Origin of the sequence: Mesorhizobium sp. CO1-1-11 (genome assembly GCF_020164995.1) — a bacterium.
In the GTDB taxonomy this organism is placed as follows: domain Bacteria; phylum Pseudomonadota; class Alphaproteobacteria; order Rhizobiales; family Rhizobiaceae; genus Mesorhizobium; species Mesorhizobium australicum.
In genome coordinates, this window is record NZ_JAIUHE010000034.1 from 19,310 (window position 1) to 35,907 (window position 16,598).

Below are 16,598 nucleotides of genomic sequence, written 5' to 3' on the forward strand. Positions count from 1 at the left end.
CTATCTCGAAACCCTGGAGCACCAGGCCTGATTCAGGCGCTTCGACGTCACTCCGCCGCCCGCACCATCGGCCTGAACCTGGCCATCATGGAACGCAGCACCGCCGGCTTCAACGGCTTGTTGATCATCGGGATGTCGAGGCCTGCCGCGGCTGCTCGTACCTCGTTGGAACGGTCGGCCGTGACCAGCACGGCCGGCAGGTCGTCGCCGTGAGTGGCTCGCAGCCTGATAATGATATCGAGACCGGTTTCGCGGTCGAGATGGTAGTCGGCAAGCACGATGTCCGGATGGTCGATCGCGGCCCTCTCCAGATCCTCCGAGCCGGTCACCGTGGCGACATTGCAGCCCCAGCCCTCGAGCAGCAGCCGCATGCCCTCGAGGATACGGATGTCATTGTCGATGCACAGCACATGCAGGCCGGAGAGCGAAGCCGCCGCGCGGGCCGGCGCCCTGGTCTCGACCTCGCGTCGCGGCACCTGGGCGGCCGCCACGGGCAGGATGACGGAAAAGCGCGTGCCCTTGCCCGGGTTGGAGAAGATACGGATCTCAAGCCGCAACACCCTGGCGATACGGTCGACGATGGACAGGCCAAGACCAAGACCTTCTGCTTCGCGTGCGCCTTCGTCCAGTCGGGTAAACTCATGGAAGACAGTGTTCAGCTTGTCACCGGCGATGCCAATGCCGGTGTCGATGATCTGGATTTCCGCCAGTTCGCCGCGCCGCCGCACGCCGACCAGGATGCGGCCCTGGCGGGTGTACTTGATGGCATTGGAAACCAGGTTCTGGATCAGGCGGCGCAACAGGTTGCGGTCCGTCATCACGGTCAGTGAGGATGCAATGATGGTCAGCTCGAGCTTCTTTGCTGCGGCCATCGGTCGAAAGTCATTGCCGATCTGGCTGAGCAGGCCGTCGAGGTTGAAGGCGGTATCGTCCGGCTTCATGGCGCCGGCATCGAGGCGCGAAATGTCGAGCACGGCGCCGAGAATGGTCTCGACCGATTCCAGCGAAGATTCGATGTTGATGGCCGCCTTGCCGGCCGGACCCTTGCCGGCCTTCTCGATCAGCGAGGAGCAATAGAGCCGGGCGGCGTTCAGGGGCTGCAGGATGTCGTGACCGGCGGCGGCAAGGAAGCGCGTCTTGCCGAGATTGGCCTCCTCGGCGAGCATCTGGGCCTGCGCCAGTTCCTCGTTGACCCGGGTCAATTCCTCGTTGACCCCAGTCAGTTCGATGGTGCGGGTCCTGACGCGCTGCTCCAGGGATTCATTGGCGCTTTTCAGCGCGAGATCCTGTTCGACGCGGCCGGAAATGTCGGCATAGGTGGCGACGATGCCGCCGTCAGGCATCGGGTTGGAGCGCAGTTCGAGGATGCGGCCGCTGGTCTTCAGCTCCATCTGCCAGGGGCTGACGAAGCTGGTCAGCCGGTTGAGCATCGTCACGCGCTGGTCGGCGGGAATGTCGCCGCGTTCGGCCAGATGGCGAAGGATCTGGTCGAGCGAAACGCCGACCTGGCCCATCTCGTCGGGCAGGTCGAACAGCGCCCGGTATTGGCGGTTCCAGCAGATCAGCCGGAAATCGCGGTCGAAGACGGTAATGCCTTGCTCCATCTGGTCCAGCGCGATCTGCAGCAGGTCGCGGTTGTGCTGCAGCGCTTCCGTGGCGTCGTCGAGCAGGCGGAAGGCGTCGCGGGATTCGCGGTCGTGGCGCCGGAACAGCAGCGACAGGATCAACCGTGCCGAGGAGGAGCCGACGGCGCTGGCCAAAAGCTGCTCGGAAAAGCGGATGACGTCCATGCTGGCCTGCTCGTTGCCATGCAGCGAGGTACCATTGCTCTTCTCGAAGGATTGAAACGACCGCTCGGTTCGTTCGACGCCGAGATAGCGTGCGATCGTATCCTTGAGGTCATTGACGGTGATGGCGGTGCGGAAGCGGCGCAGGCTCGGCATCGGTCCGGCTTCGCGCGGCACGAAGATCGATGCCTGGATGCGCTCCAGCGGTACCGACGCGCGCGACAGTGAGCCGAAGACGAAAAACAGCGCGTTGACCGAAAGGCTCCACAGCACGCCGTGGTTCAGCGGCTCGGCGACAGTGCCGAACAGTGCCTGCGGCCGCAGTGCCTCGAAGCCGAACAGTCCGTGGACGATGATGCCTGTATCGGGCGCGACGAGCGACGGCACCAGCAGCGTATAGCCCCAGACCAGGATGCCGGCGACCATGCCGAGTGCCGCACCCCGGCCATTGGCGCCGCGCCAGATCAGCCCACCGATCAGGGCAGGGGCGAACTGCGCGATCGCGGCGAAGGACATCAGGCCGATCGAAGACAGCCGGGCGCTGTTGGTGCTCTCGCGATAATAGAGAAAGGCGATGAACAAAAGGATGAAGATCGACGCCCGCCGCACATTGAGGATGAGCGTCGACCAATCCTCGTTCTCGGAGGTGGTCGTCCGCAACAGCCGGCGCACGAACAGCGGGATGATCAGGTCGTTGGAGATCATGATCGACAGCGCCACGCTCTCCACGATGACCATGGCGGTTGCCGCCGACAAGCCGCCGATGAAGGCGGCCATGGCCAGGAAATCGTGGCCGCTGAACAGCGGCAGCGACAGCACGTAAAGGTCGCTGCTCGTCCTCGCGCCGACCAGCGTCAGGCCGGCAAAGGCGATCGGCAGCACGAACAGGTTGATTGCCACGAGATACAGCGGGAACACCCAGGTCGCGGTGCGCAGTTCGGCCTCGCTGCGGTTCTCGACGATGGTGACGTAGAACTGCCGCGGCAAAAGGATGATGGCGAAGCCGCTCAGGCACGTCAGCACCAGCCAGGTGGCCAGCGATGTCGAATAGCCCATTGCCTGCCGCACCTGGCCATTCTCGGCCAGCCGGTCGAACATGTCGCCGGGGCCGCCGAAGATCAGGAAGGTGACCATCAGGCCGATGGCCAGGAAGGCGGCGAGCTTGACCACGGTCTCCACCGCCACCGCCAGCACCAGCCCATCCTGGTGTTCGGTGGCATCGGCGTGGCGCGTGCCGAACAGGACCGCGAACAGCGCAAGCAGCATGGCGACGACCAGCGAGATGTCGCTGACGAACGGATCGAAGGACGGCGGCGAGCCCGTATAATGCTCGACCATCAGGCTGACCGAGCCGGAGATCGCCTTCAATTGCAGCGCGATATAGGGCACGGCGCCGATCGTGGCGATCAGCGTGGCGATGGCTGCCACGGTGAAGCTCTTGCCGTAGCGGGCGCCGAGGAAGTCGGCGACCGAAGTGATCTTCTCGGTCTTGGCCAGCCGCACGATGCGGTTGAGCAAGGGAAAGCCGAACACGAACACCAGCACCGGGCCGGTATAGATGCCGAGGAACTCGAGGCCGCGTTCGGAGGAAAGGCCGACCGAGCCGAAGAAGGTCCAGGACGTGCAGTAAATGGCAAGGCTGAGCGCATAGATGAAAGGTCGCGCCCTGCTGGGCCCTGACAAGGCCGAGCGGCGGTCGCCCAGGCTGGCGATGGCGAACAGCAGCGTCACATAGGCGATCGCGATGATGACGATGAACAAGCCCTGCACGCCGGCAAGATCCTCCCTGTGCCGATTTTCACCTGGCCGGGTCAGACGCAATCACAGCTTGGGCGCCAAGTCCATCACGGCTTTGGGCACCTGATTTCAAAGAGGTAACGCAGGGTAAGGCGAAACCGGTGGTTTTCTCCTTTTTGCCCATGTTGCAACTTGAGGTTTTTGTTATGGTGTCGCCGGGGCGGTGCTTCCGGGATGGGACGGCTGCGCGGCCCGCCATGATAAGGAGGGTCGAATGCTGAAAGAATTCCAGGAATTCATTTCCAAGGGCAATGTGATGGACTTGGCCGTCGGCGTCATCATCGGCGCTGCCTTCGGCAAGATCGTCGATTCCCTGGTCAACGACATCATCATGCCGATTGTCGGAGCGATCTTCGGCGGCTTGGACTTCAACAACTACTTCTTTGGGCTTTCCTCGGCCGTCAACGCCACCTCGCTGGCGGAAGCCAAAAAGCAAGGTGCTGTTTTTGCCTATGGCAGCTTCATCACCGTGGTGCTGAATTTCATCATCCTAGCCTTCATCATCTTCCTCATGGTCAAGGCCGTGAACAACATGCGCAGGCGCCTGGAAAGGGAAAAGCCGGCTCCAGCGGCCGCGCCACCGCCGGCCGATGTGCAGCTTTTGACCGAAATCCGCGATCTGCTGGCCAGGCGATAGACGGATAGGGTTCTTCTGGACCAAAACCCCGGTCGTTCGCGGCCGGGGTTTTCTGTTTTCGCATCTGGTAAACAGCACCTGCGAACGCCCCGAGACAATGGACCTGCCCATGACCTTGATCCAGACCCTGCGCCCCGAGGCCCTGGCCGCGCCCGAAAGCGGTATCGTCGCCGTCGTCAACTATGGCAGATTGCGCGAAGGCCTGATCCCGCTTTGGGCCGGCGAGGGCGACCTGCCGACGCCGTCCTTCATCACCGATGCGGCGTCGAAGGCGTTGGCCGGCGGTGAGACGTTCTACACCTGGCAGAGGGGCATTCCCGATCTCAGGCAGGCGCTGGCACGCTACTACGAAAGGCACTTCGCCAAGACCTTCGCCGAGGAGCAATTCATCGTCACCGGCTCCGGCATGCATGCCATCCAGCTGGCGCTCGACGCGCTTGCGGGAGCCGGCGACGAGGTGATCTACCTGTCGCCAGCATGGCCGAATTTCGACGCCGCCGCCGCCATCGCGGGTGCCGTGCCGGTGCCGGTCACGCTCGACCATTCCGGAAATGGCTGGTCATGCGACGTCGAGAAAATAGCGGCGGCGGTCACACCGCGCACGAAGGCGTTGTTCATCAACACGCCGTCCAATCCGACCGGCTGGACCGCCGATCACGAGACCTTGCGGGCGATCCTCGATCTCGCCCGCGCCAAGGGCCTGTGGATCATCGCCGACGAGATCTATTCGCTGTTCCACTATGGTCACGGCCGCGCGCCGTCCTTCCTCGACATCGCGGAGGCGGAAGACCGCATCCTGTTCGTCAACAGCTTCTCCAAGAACTGGGCGATGACCGGCTGGCGCGTCGGCTGGATCAAGACGCATCCAAGCCTGCAGCAGGTGTTCGAGAACCTGATCCAGTATTCGAACTCGGGCGTGGCCCAGTTCATGCAGCGCGGCGCGGTCGCGGCGCTCGACGAGGGCGATGCCTTCGTCGCCGAACAGGTGGAGCGGGCGAGGCAAGCGCGCGACCTGGTCTGCGGCATTCTGGGCGAAACCGGCAAGGCGCGCTTCACCGTGCCGCAGGGCGCATTTTACCTGTTCTTCACCGTCGACGGCATCACGGACTCGCGGGCAGCCGCTTTCGAAATCGTCGACAAGGCCAATGTCGGCCTGGCGCCCGGCACCGCCTTCGGGCCCGGTGGCGAAGCGTTCCTGCGGCTGTGCTTCCACCGCCGGCTCGACCAGCTCGAGGATGCGGCAAACCGGCTGGCAAGGTGGATGAAGACTGTCTGAACTCTGACGAAGCCCGAATTGAAAGCCGCGTCAGCTGGCCGTCGGAGTAGAGTTTCAAACGGGCTTCAGCCGCCCGACTTGGGCACCAGCAGTGGAATGATGCGGTCGCTCTTGGTCACTGAGGGCCGTCCCGCCGAACCGAAGGGGATGCCGAGCGCGTCCCAGGTTTCGACCAACGCGTCCTGCAGTTCGGCGATCAGCGCATCGGAATGGAACGGCGTCGGCGTGATGCGCAACCGTTCGGTACCGCGTGGCACCGTCGGGTAGTTGATCGGCTGGATGTAGATGCCGTGGACGCCGAGCAGGCGGTCGCTCGCCATCTTGCAGAGTTCAGGATCGCCAACCAGTACCGGCACGATATGTGTCGGCGATTCCATCACCGGCAGACCGGCCGCCGACAGGATCTGCTTGGTTCGGCTCGCCTGCTGCTGCTGGGCGTCGCGCTCGGCCTGCGAGCGCTTCAGGTGACGGATCGAGGTGGTGGCGGCCGCGGCGATCGCCGGCGGCAGCGCGGTGGTGAAGATGAAGCCCGGCGCGTAGGAGCGCACCGCGTCGATGACGGCGCTGGTGCCGGTAATGTAGCCGCCCAGCGTGCCGAACGCCTTGGCCAGCGTGCCTTCGATGATATCGATGCGGTCGGCCAGGCCTTCGCGCTCGGTGATGCCGCCGCCGCGCCGTCCGTACATGCCGACGGCGTGGACCTCGTCGATATAGGTCATGGCGTTGTAGCGTTCGGCGAGTTCGACGATCTCCTTGATCGGCGCGATGTCGCCATCCATCGAATAGACGCTTTCGAAGACGATCAGCTTGGCGCGTTCGCGCCCCGCGGTCTGCAGCAGGCTTTCCAGATGCGCGACGTCATTGTGGCGGAAGATCTTTTTCTCGGCGCCCGAGCGCCGCACGCCTTCGATCATCGAGGCATGGTTCAGTTCGTCCGAGATGATCAGGCAATTGGGCAAAAGCCGCGCTATGGTCGAGATCGAGGCCTCGTTGGAGACGAAGCCGGAGGTGAATACCAAGGCGGCTTCCTTGCCGTGCAGGTCGGCCAGCTCATGCTCGAGCTCGACCAGCGGGTTGGACGTGCCGGAAATGTTGCGGGTGCCGCCGGCGCCCGATCCCATCTTGCCGGCCGCGTTCTGGAATGCGGCGATCACGTCAGGATGCTGGCCCATGCCGAGATAGTCGTTGGAACACCAGACGGTGATTTCCTCGGCGCGGCCGTTGGAACGCCAGACGGCGCGCGGAAACTTGCCCGCGATACGCTCCAGGTCGGCGAAGACGCGGTAGCGACGCTCGGCATGGAGCTGATCGATCGCTTCCTCGAAAAACCGCTGATAGTTCATGTCGACTTCCCAATTTTGCGCGGCATCATAATCATTGGCCTTTTGGCCGTCCACCGGGCCATTTTGGTCAAAATGCCACGCCCCGCACCTGTTCCTAACGTTGGCGGATCGTGGCCTATTCCGCTTCACGACACGCTCAGTGGATCACTTTTGTTTCCGCATGATGCCACATCAAGTGAACGCCGGTTACCTCTCGTTCTAATGGTCATGCGCCGGGCTTTCCAGTAAGGCGGTTGTTGAGACAGTTTCCGATAAATCTTGGGTAAGCGAGGACTTGGGATGACGGTTTTGGTGACAGGCGGCGCCGGCTATATCGGCAGCCATATGGTCTGGGAATTGCTGGATGCAGGCGAAAGCGTGGTCGTTCTCGACCGCCTTTCCACCGGCTTCGAATGGGCAGTGGCGCCGGAGGCAAAGCTGATTGTCGGCGATGTCTCCGACAAGGAATTGGTCGGCGGGATCATCCGGGACAATCATGTCGACGCCATCATCCATTTCGCCGGCTCCATCGTGGTGCCGGAATCGGTAGCCGATCCGCTCGCCTACTACGAGAACAACACCTCGAAGACCCGCACGCTGATCGAAACAGCGGTCCGCGAAGGCGTGCCGAATTTCATCTTCTCCTCGACAGCCGCCGTCTATGGCGGCGCCGGGCTGGAGCCGGTGCGCGAGGATGCCCGCCTGGCGCCGGAATCGCCCTATGGCCTGTCCAAGCTGATGAGCGAGTGGATGCTGCGCGACGCGGCCCTTGCGCACGACATCCGCTACACGGCGCTGCGCTATTTCAACGTCGCCGGCGCCGACCCGAAGGGCCGCACCGGCCAGTCCACTCCGGGCGCCACCCATCTGATCAAGGTCGCCTGCGAGACCGCGCTCGGCAAGCGACCCTTCATGCAGGTCTTCGGTACCGACTATCCGACGCCGGACGGCACCTGCATGCGCGACTATATCCACGTCAGCGATCTGGCCGCCGCGCATCGCCTGGCTTTGCAGCGGCTGCGCGCCGGGGGCGCCAGCCTCGTCGCCAATTGCGGTTACAGCCATGGCTATTCGGTGCTCGAGGTGATCGAAAGCGTGCGGCGCGCCTTCGGCCATGATTTCGAGGTCAGGATGGGCGACCGGCGTCCCGGGGATGCCGCGGCGGTGGTTGCGAATTCCGATCTCGCCCGGTCCGAACTGGGCTGGACCCCGCAACGCGACGATCTCGACCAGATCGTCAACGACGCGCTGTCCTGGGAACGCATCCTGACCAGCAAGAACTCCGCGCGGGGCTGAGCGCGCTTTCCCCAGGGGCTCACAAGCCCAGGGCTCGCAAGGCGCGCGGCGACGCGCTATGCAAGTGTTCGCGACACAGCGTGGAGGCGCGGTGCCGCAATGAGCTTTGGGGGATGGCATGAAGATAACGGTGCTTGGTGCCGGCGTCGTCGGTACGGCGGCAGCCTACTATCTGGCCGCAGACGGCCACGAGATCACCGTCATCGAGCGTCATGCGGCGCCGGCGCGAGGCACCAGCCAGTCGAATGCCGGGCTGGTGTCTCCAGGTGACGCCACCGCCTGGGCCTCGCCCGCGGCACTCAAGACGTTCCTGCGCGGGCTCTACAATCATGATCTCGGCATCAAGGTGCGGCTGCGCTTCGATCCCTATTTCCTCGCCTGGAGCCTGCGCTTCCTTCGCCAGTGCACGGTGGCCCGCCTGCGGGCCAACAGCCAGGTCAAGCTGCGGCTGGCGCTCTATTCGCGCGACTGCATCAACGCCATATCCGCCGGTACCGGCATCCACTATGACGAGCGCAAGAAGGGCATCCTCTACTTCTTCCGCTCGCAGCACAGTCTCGACACCGGCACCGACAATTACCGCTATCTGGCCGAGCATGGCCTGCCCATCGAGATCGTCGGCCGCGACCGGCTGGTCGAGCTTGAACCAGGTCTTGCCGGGGTGAAGGAAAAGATCGCCGGCGGTGTCTACTCGCCGATCGACCAGACCGGTGATTCCCGGCAGTTCGTGGAAAACCTCGCTGCCTATGCCGCCGAAAAGCTTGGCGTGAGATTCCTTTATGGGACGACGGTCGAGGGCCTCGAAATCGAAGGCGACCGGGTGCGCGCCGTGATGACCTCGTCCGGACCGATCGCCGGCGATGCGGTGGTCATATCGATGGGGCCGGAGAGCGGCCTGCTCGGCCGGCGCTACGGCATCGACCTGCCGGTCTATCCGGTGAAGGGCTATACCGCGACGATTCCGCTGGAGGATGAGAGCAAAGGCCCGACCATGGGCGGCGCCGACGAGGATCAGCTGATGGCCTATTCGCGCCTCGGCAATCGATTGCGGTTGGCTTCGACCGCCGAATTCACCGGCTTCGACCGCACCCACAAACCCAGCGACTTCGCCACCATGTTCAGAACCGGCAAGGACCTGTTCCCCGGTGCTTTCGACGAGAGGAAGGCCGAGCTATGGGCAGGTTTGCGGCCGATGATGCCGAACTCGGTGCCGGTCATCGGCCAGGCGAAATACCGCAACCTTTACCTCGACACCGGCCACGGCCATGTCGGCTGGACCATGGCGTGCGGCTCGGGAAAATTTCTCGCCGACCTCATCGCCGGCCGCAAGCCGGAGATCGACCCGCAAGGCCTGGTCTACAGGGGATAGGATGTCGGGACCGCAAGTCGCCATCGACCTTGGCCGCATCGAGCGCAATGCGCGCACCATCGTGGACCGCTGCGCGCTTTCGGGCATCAAGGTTTTCGGCGTCACCAAGGGCACTTGCGGCATGCCGCAGGTGGCACGCGCCATGCTGCGCGGCGGCGTCTCCGGGATCGCCGAGTCGCGTTTCGAAAACATCCGCCGGCTGCGCGACAGCGGTATCAGCGCGCCGATCATGCTGTTGCGCAGCCCGCCGATGGCGCGCGTCGAGGAGGTGGTGCGCACCGTCGACGTCAGCCTGCAGTCGGAGCTGACGATCATCCGCGAGATCTCGCGCACCGCCGAGCGTATGGGCCGCGTCCACGACATCATGCTGATGATCGATCTCGGCGACCTCCGCGAAGGCATCTGGCCGAACGACCTCATCCCCACCGTCGAGCGGATTCTCGACATGAAGGGCGTGCGCATCGCCGGCATCGGCACCAATCTCGGTTGCTTCGGCGCCATCATGCCGACGGAGGAAAATCTCGGCCAGCTCGTCGCTCATGCCTACAAGACCGAACGCCTGTCCGGGAAAAGCCTGGACTTCATCTCCGGCGGCGCGTCGTCGTCGCTGCCGCTGCTGCTTGAAGGCAAATTGCCGGCCGGCATCAACAATTTGCGCATCGGCGAGGCGATCCTGCAGGGCGGTGTCGAGACCTTCCGCGATGTCCCATGGGCGGAACTCGAACCCGATGCCTGCCGGCTGACCAGCGACGTCATCGAGGTCAAGCTCAAGCCGTCGCGGCCGATCGGCACCTCCGGCTACGACGCCTTCGGCAACCAGCCGGTCTTTCCCGACGAAGGCGACAGGCTGCGCGCCATCGCCAATATCGGCCGCGAGGACGTACTGGTCGAGGGACTGACGCCGATCGCCAAGGGGATAAGGGTGCTCGGCGCCTCCAGTGACCATCTGCTGCTCGATGTGCAGGATGCCGACCCGCCGCTCGCCGTTGGTGACCGCGTCGCCTTCCGCATGAGCTACGGCGCCATGCTTCTGGCGATGACCTCGGAATATGTCGAAAAAGCACCGATGCACGATGTCGCGGATTTCTCCGGCCGCAAGATGGTGTCGATCTCGGCCGAAGCGGAAGCGGCTCGCATCCTCGCGCGCGAAGCAACCGGCGCCCGGCTGGAGGCGATGAATTTCGACGTCGTCGAACTGGCCGATGTCGATCGACCGCCCTCGGGCCTGATCCGGTTCGCCGCCGGCGCCGATCGTCGCATCGCGCACAAGGCGCTGACCGCAACGGCCCGCGCGACCCACTCCTTCGGCCTGATCTGGATCGATTCCATCGCCGCGCTGATGCCGGAGGACGAAGATGGCATCGACCTGCCGGAGGCGTCGGTACTGGCGCGCTCGCTTGGCCTCGACCACAAGGCCGACGCGCTGCAGCCGCAGCTGTCGCCGGAAAACGTCGTCATCATCGGGCTGCGCCATGCCGACCCGGCGGAAGTGCGGGTGCTGAAGGATTCGCGCGTCTCGGCCTTCACGATGACCGATATCGACGCGATGGGCATGCGCGACCTGATGCACGAGGCAATCCGCATCGCCACCTCGGGCACGCAAGGGTTTCATGTCAGCTATTCGCCCACGGCGACCGAATTCGCCGGCTGGGCGGCTGGCTCCGGCGGCCTCACCGTGCGCGAGACGCATCAGGCGATGGAGGCGATCGCGCTTTCCGGCGGGCTGCTGTCGATGGATGTCTCCGGCCTGGGTGCCGATCTGGAGCCCAGGATCGGTAGCGACGCGGTCAACTTCGTCATGTCGGCCTTCGGCAAGCGGATTCTCTGATCAGCCAATAGCCTCGACGGCCGCCCGCCATGCGCTGATATACTCCGCCCAGGCCGGATCGGCCGGCGGCTCCAGTGTTTGACCTTTGCCATGCGCCGCGCGCTGGTCCGATGCAAGCAGGGCGGCCCCGATGCTGGTGCCGGTAGCGGCTTCCGATGCGATGACGGCGCGGCCAGTGCTCGCGGCGAGCATCCGCGTGAACAATTGATTGCGCGCGAAAGGCCCCTCGACGGTCGTCGGGCCATCGCCGCCGACGAGGTCGAGGCAGGTCGCCGTCATCAGCGCCAGGTAGAAGGAGATGGCGGCAAAGCGTTGGCCGGGAGGGATCGCCTCGCCCTTGCGCCATGCGGCGGTGTGATGCGGAAACGGCCCCGAGCCTTGCTGGATCGAAGGCAAAAGCAATGTCTTGCGCGCCAGCACCGCGGTGACATCGCTGTCGCTCCAGCTCTGCGCCGAGCCCTCGGTCAGCAGCGAGAATTCGCGGCCACCCATGAACCGCGCCGAGGGCACGGGGTCGCCGAGCGCATTGACATTGACCAGCGTATCCCTTGCCGGATCGAGCGCCACCGTCTTGCCGCCGACCGCCATCGACACCACCCAGGTGCCGGTCGAGACCACGCAGAAGGGCGGCGCATCTGACAGGAGGTGGGGCAGCAGCGAGGCGTTGGAATCGTGCAGGCCGCAAAAGACCGGGGTTTGTGGATCGAGCCCGGTCCGCTCCGCAAGCGCGGGCAGGATCGAGCCAAGCCGGTCCCTGGCCGGCCGCACCGGCGCCATCAGCTCGCGCCAGCCCAGGCGATCGACCAGCGCCGAAAAATCCCCCGTCCAGGGGTTCCACAAATCGGTGTGGCAGCCGAGCGAGGTGACCTCGTTGGCGGCCACGCCGGTCAGGCGCAGCGCCCAGTATTGCGGGTACATCAGCATCGCGGCGGCCCTGGCGAACTCCGTCGGGAAACTTTGCTGCTGCCAGAAGAATTGCGCGCCGAGATTGAGGCCGAGCGGCAGGCGCGGCGTGCCGGTCTCGGAGAAGGGCGGGCGGATCGCGTCATAGTCGGACGCCAGCTCATCGGGCCCATCGTATTCATAATCGAGGACAGGCAGCACCAGCTCGCCCGTGGCATCGACCAGCACGCCGGTCGCGCCATGCGTGGTGATCGAAACTGCGTCGATGCGCTGTTCGCGATTGAGGTCGGCAAGGCTGTCGAGGATGAACGCCCATAGCGCTCCGACATCATGATGCGGGTAGGGCGCTTGTCGCACCGGCGCGTTCGCCAGCCGGCGCAGCGTCACCTCCCTCAATGTGGCGAGATCGACCAGCGCCACCTTGGCATTGGTCTTGCCGATGTCGATGACGGCGATGTGGCGGACCGCGCTCATTCCATATGGAACATCATTTCCAGCGGCACCGCCACCGGCTCGTTATCCGGTTTCGCCTCCATGATGTCGGCCATTTCAGCCCACCAGCGCTGCATCACCGGATGCTTAGGCAGATCGTCCATGCCGTGATCATCGCGCCGCCACAGCACGCCGAACAGGATGTTCGTCTCTTCGTCGAGATGGATGGAGTAGTCGGAGATGCCGGCCTGCTTCAGCAACGCGACCAGCGACGGCCAGATTTCATCGTGGCGCTTTTTGTACTCGGCCTTCATGCCGGGTTTGAGCATCATCTTGAATGCGTATTTCTCGGGCATCAGGCCAAGCATCCCCCGCGCAGCCGCCGCCAGACGATCGGCAGCGCAATGACGATGATCAACAGCAGGCCGATGAAGATCGACATGACGATGCCGGGCACGTTGAGCAGGCCGAGGCCGAAGGTCACCAGCCCCATGATCAGGGCGGCAAGCACCACGCCGACGATGCTGCCGGCGCCGCCGAGGATGCTGACGCCGCCGAGCACCACCATGGTGATGACCTCCAACTCATAGCCCTGTGCGATCGACGGACGCGTCGAGCCGAGCCGCGACGTGATCAGCACCGAGGCGATGCCCGACATCAGGCCGGTCAGGCAAAACAGGATGAATTTTATGCGGCCGACGCGCACGCCGGAAAACTGCGCCGCGACCGGATTGTTGCCGATCGCGAAGACCCGGCGGCCGAAACTCGTGCGGTGCAGCAGGACCCAGTAGACCACCGCGGCGATGAGGAAGAGCACCAGTTCGAACGACACCACCCACCAGACATAACCCTGGCCGAAGAAGGCGAAGCTTTCGGGATAGCCCTTGTAGGCCTGGTCGCCGAGAGTGATGAAGGCGATGCCGCGAAACAGGCTCATCGTGCCGATGGTGACGACGATGGAAGGCAAGCCGAGGCGCGTGACCAGCAGTCCGTTGAAGGCGCCGCAGCCGAGCCCAACGACGATGCCGATCAGGACAAGCACTGGCGTGCCGGCGCCGGCCTGCACCGCCATGCCCATCATGGTCGAGGCGAGCGCGATGATGGCGGCCACCGACAGGTCGATCTCGCCCGAAATGATCAGCAGCGCCATGGCGAACGCGATCAGGCCCTTCTCGGTGAAATTGAAGGTGAGATCGGACAGCGAATACGGATCGAGGAAATAGGGTGAGGCGAAACTGTTGATGGCAAAGATGGCGATGACCACCACGACCAGCAGCGCTTCCCAGGAAAAGATCGCCGAAGAGAGCGGCTTGTCGAGCCGGTCGGGAATGTGGCGCGGGGCGGGGACGTCGGTCATGTCACCGCTTCCACTTTCTTGAGGATGATGCGGCCCTGCTGGCGTTCGCCGCGCGCGTTGAGCACGACCGCCAGGATGATGGCGCTGCCGGAAATCGCCATCTGCCAGAAGGGCGAGATGTTGATGACCGGCAAAGCGTTGGAGATGATGCCGAGGAACAGCGCGCCGAGCACTGCGCCGCCGACCGAGCCGATGCCGCCGGCGATCGAGATGCCGCCGATGACGCAGGCGGCGATGATGTTCAACTCATAGCCATTGGCGACCTCGACCGAGGCGATCACATAGCGCGAGATCCAGAGATAACCGCAGAGGCCACCGGTCATCCCGGAGATGCAGAAGACGATGAATTTGGTCCGCCCGACATCGATGCCGGTATAGACGGATGCCGTCGGATTGACGCCGATGGCATAGATCGAGCGGCCGAGCGCGGTGCGCGTCATCAGCACGAAGAACAGCGCGATCACCAGGATAGCGATCCAGGACAGAACCGGAATGCCGAGGAAAGCAGCGCGCTGGAAGCCGATGAACTCCGGGCTCATCCTGTCGGCATTGACCCAGGCGCCGCCGGACAGGACGAAAGTGGCGCCGCGATAGATGGTGAGCGTGCCCAGCGTCACCACGATCGAGGGGATGTTCAGACGCCACACCAAAAGGCCGTTGATGGCGCCGAGCACCAGCCCGACTGCGAGCGCGATGACGATCAGCAGCGGGATCGGGATCGCCGGGTGCGCGGCGTTCAGCATCGCCACCGCCATGCCGGTGAAACAGAGGTTCGACGCCATCGACAGGTCGATCGAGCGCGTCAGGATGACGACCATCTGGCCGAGCGCCAGGATCATCAGGATCGAGGTGTCGTTGAACACCTGGCGCAGATTGCCGGGGTCGGCAAAGGCGGGGAAGCGCGTCGAGATCAGCCCGATCAAGACGACGATGGCCGCGAGCAGCCAGATTTCGCGGTATTTGAGGAAAGCTTTCATGCCGCGATCCCTGCTGCTGTCCTGACCAGCGTCTCGGCATCCAGTCCCTTGTTGTCGTAGACCGCCGCGACAAGGCCCTCGCGCATGACGACGACGCGATCGGACATGCCGAGAATTTCAGGCAGTTCGGACGACACCATGATCACCGACAGGCCCTGCGCCACCAGTTCGGCCATGAAGCTGTGCACGGCGGCCTTGGAGCCGATGTCGATGCCCTTGGTCGGCTCGTCCAGGATGATCACCTTGGGCGACGTCGCCAGCCATTTGGCGATGACCACCTTCTGCTGGTTGCCGCCCGATAGCGTGCCGACATCCTGGCTGAGCGAGGAGGCCCTGAGGTCGAGCCGTTCCGTGTAGGAACGGGCCAGCGAAAACTCCTCCGCCAGCCGCAGCATGCCTGATTTGGAGGTGCGGGCGAGCGATGGCAGCGAAACATTCTGGAAGATCGGCAGGCCGATAACCACGCCCTGCTTGCCGCGTTCTTCCGGCACGTAGACGATGCCGGCCTCGATCGAATCCGCGGCCGATTTCGGCGCGATCGCCTTGCCATCCAGCGTGATCGTGCCGGCGCTTATGCGGGTAATGCCTGAAATCGCCTGCATTACCTCGCTGCGCCCGGCGCCGACCAGGCCATAGAAGCCGAGAATCTCGCCCTTGTGCAGTTCGAACCCGATATCCCTGAACTCGGTCGGATGCGACAGGCCGGAAACGGAAAGCACCGGCGCGCCGATCTCGGCCTTGCGCTGCGGAAAGATGTGGTCGACCGAACGGCCGACCATCATGCGCACGATCTGGCTCTGGCCGGCATCCCTGATCAGGCCTTCGCCGACCATCTCGCCGTCGCGGAACACCGTGTAGCGGTCGGCAATGCGATAGATCTCGTCGAACTTGTGGCTGATGAACAGGATCGCCTTGCCCTGCTCCTTGAGGAATTCGATCAAAAGGAAAAGCTCCTCGATCTCCTTCATCGAAAGGGCTGCGGTCGGCTCGTCCATGATGACGATCCGGGAGTCGATCGACATGGCGCGCGCGACGGCGACGAGATGCTTGTTGGCGATGCCGAGATCCCTGAGCCGCGCATCGGCATCGATATGACCGGCATGCATGGTGTCGAGCACTTCGCGCGCATTCTTGCGCATCGTGCGCCAGTCGATGGTGCCGAAGCGCGTGCGCGGCGCATGGCCGAGGAAGATGTTTTCGGCGACGCTGAGATCATCGAACAGCACGGTTTCCTGATGGATGGCGGTGACGCCATGGCCGAAGGCGGCGTGCGCGCTGGGCAGCGCGACGGCCTGGCCGTCGATGCTGATCGTGCCGGCATCGGGCTGGTAGATGCCGGTCATGATCTTGACCAGCGTCGACTTGCCGGCGCCGTTCTCGCCGATCAGCGCGGTCACCTGGCCGGGATAGAGCGACAGGCTGACATTGTGCAGGGCACGGACACCGGGGAAGCTCTTGGAGATGCCGGACAGCGCCAGGCGGGGAGCGGAGGCGGGAAGCCGCTCGTCGGTCTCGCTATGTCGGGCCGTCGTGTCCATATCCGTATCAAGCCCTGAAACTAGGTCCGTTTGAAGTCGCGGCGGGATGTGAGTCCCGCCGCGGCCACTTAAAAGCTAC

Annotated in this window: 12 protein-coding genes; 5 read left to right on the plus strand and 7 right to left on the minus strand. The window is 64.1% G+C overall.

From position 1 onward, the window contains the following. Positions 1-47 precede the first annotated feature (47 nt). Positions 48-3,557 (minus strand): NahK/ErcS family hybrid sensor histidine kinase/response regulator, encoded by a 3,510-nt coding sequence (locus tag LB554_RS28030; protein WP_224588058.1) that lies wholly within the window; start codon positions 3,555-3,557, stop codon positions 48-50. Positions 3,558-3,798: 241 nt separating this feature from the next. Here LB554_RS28030 and mscL point away from each other — a divergent pair, with 241 nt between their 5' ends. Then, positions 3,799-4,221 carry a large conductance mechanosensitive channel protein MscL gene (gene mscL / locus LB554_RS28035; RefSeq protein WP_015319245.1) on the plus strand — a complete coding sequence of 141 codons (423 nt, stop codon included), beginning with the start codon at positions 3,799-3,801 and terminating at the stop codon, positions 4,219-4,221. Between the two features lie 109 nt (positions 4,222-4,330). After that, positions 4,331-5,497, plus strand: a complete 1,167-nt coding sequence (locus LB554_RS28040) for a pyridoxal phosphate-dependent aminotransferase (RefSeq protein WP_141906087.1) — start codon at positions 4,331-4,333, stop codon at positions 5,495-5,497. A 65-nt stretch (positions 5,498-5,562) separates the two neighbouring features. On the opposite strand, the gene hemA is transcribed toward LB554_RS28040, so the two are convergent. Continuing rightward, positions 5,563-6,840: a 5-aminolevulinate synthase gene (gene hemA, locus LB554_RS28045; RefSeq protein ID WP_224588059.1), complete on the minus strand. Its 1,278-nt coding sequence runs from the start codon at positions 6,838-6,840 to the stop codon at positions 5,563-5,565. A 279-nt stretch (positions 6,841-7,119) separates the two neighbouring features. Here hemA and galE point away from each other — a divergent pair, with 279 nt between their 5' ends. The 3 genes from galE to LB554_RS28060 all read left to right on the plus strand — a co-directional run bounded on the left by galE (position 7,120) and on the right by LB554_RS28060 (position 11,312). Continuing rightward, positions 7,120-8,115: a UDP-glucose 4-epimerase GalE gene (gene galE, locus LB554_RS28050; RefSeq protein WP_140614724.1), complete on the plus strand. Its 996-nt coding sequence runs from the start codon at positions 7,120-7,122 to the stop codon at positions 8,113-8,115. Positions 8,116-8,233: 118 nt separating this feature from the next. After that, positions 8,234-9,484: a D-amino acid dehydrogenase gene (locus LB554_RS28055; RefSeq protein ID WP_224588060.1), complete on the plus strand. Its 1,251-nt coding sequence runs from the start codon at positions 8,234-8,236 to the stop codon at positions 9,482-9,484. A 1-nt stretch (position 9,485) separates the two neighbouring features. Beyond that, a complete protein-coding gene (locus LB554_RS28060; RefSeq protein ID WP_224588061.1) occupies positions 9,486-11,312 on the plus strand; it encodes an alanine racemase in 1,827 nt (608 codons plus the stop codon). Here LB554_RS28060 and LB554_RS28065 read toward each other — a convergent pair whose 3' ends face one another. The 5 genes from LB554_RS28065 to LB554_RS28085 are packed head-to-tail and all read right to left on the minus strand — an operon-like array spanning position 11,313 to position 16,519. Then, entirely contained in the window at positions 11,313-12,689 is a 1,377-nt protein-coding gene (locus tag LB554_RS28065; RefSeq protein ID WP_224588062.1) for an FGGY-family carbohydrate kinase, read from the minus strand. Beyond that, complete coding sequence (rhaM, locus tag LB554_RS28070) at positions 12,686-13,003, minus strand: L-rhamnose mutarotase (protein WP_140660704.1); 318 nt, start codon at positions 13,001-13,003, stop codon at positions 12,686-12,688. The genes LB554_RS28065 and rhaM overlap by 4 nt, the downstream gene beginning before the upstream one ends. Beyond that, the gene (locus tag LB554_RS28075) at positions 13,003-14,004 is read right to left on the minus strand and encodes an ABC transporter permease (protein WP_224588063.1); all 1,002 of its coding nucleotides are present in this window, start codon (positions 14,002-14,004) and stop codon (positions 13,003-13,005) included. The genes rhaM and LB554_RS28075 overlap by 1 nt, the downstream gene beginning before the upstream one ends. Beyond that, the gene (locus tag LB554_RS28080; protein WP_224588064.1) at positions 14,001-14,981 is read right to left on the minus strand and encodes an ABC transporter permease; all 981 of its coding nucleotides are present in this window, start codon (positions 14,979-14,981) and stop codon (positions 14,001-14,003) included. Before LB554_RS28080 ends, LB554_RS28075 begins: the two co-directional genes overlap by 4 nt. Next, positions 14,978-16,519, minus strand: a complete 1,542-nt coding sequence (locus tag LB554_RS28085) for a sugar ABC transporter ATP-binding protein (RefSeq protein ID WP_224588067.1) — start codon at positions 16,517-16,519, stop codon at positions 14,978-14,980. Before LB554_RS28085 ends, LB554_RS28080 begins: the two co-directional genes overlap by 4 nt. Positions 16,520-16,598: the final 79 nt, after the last annotated feature.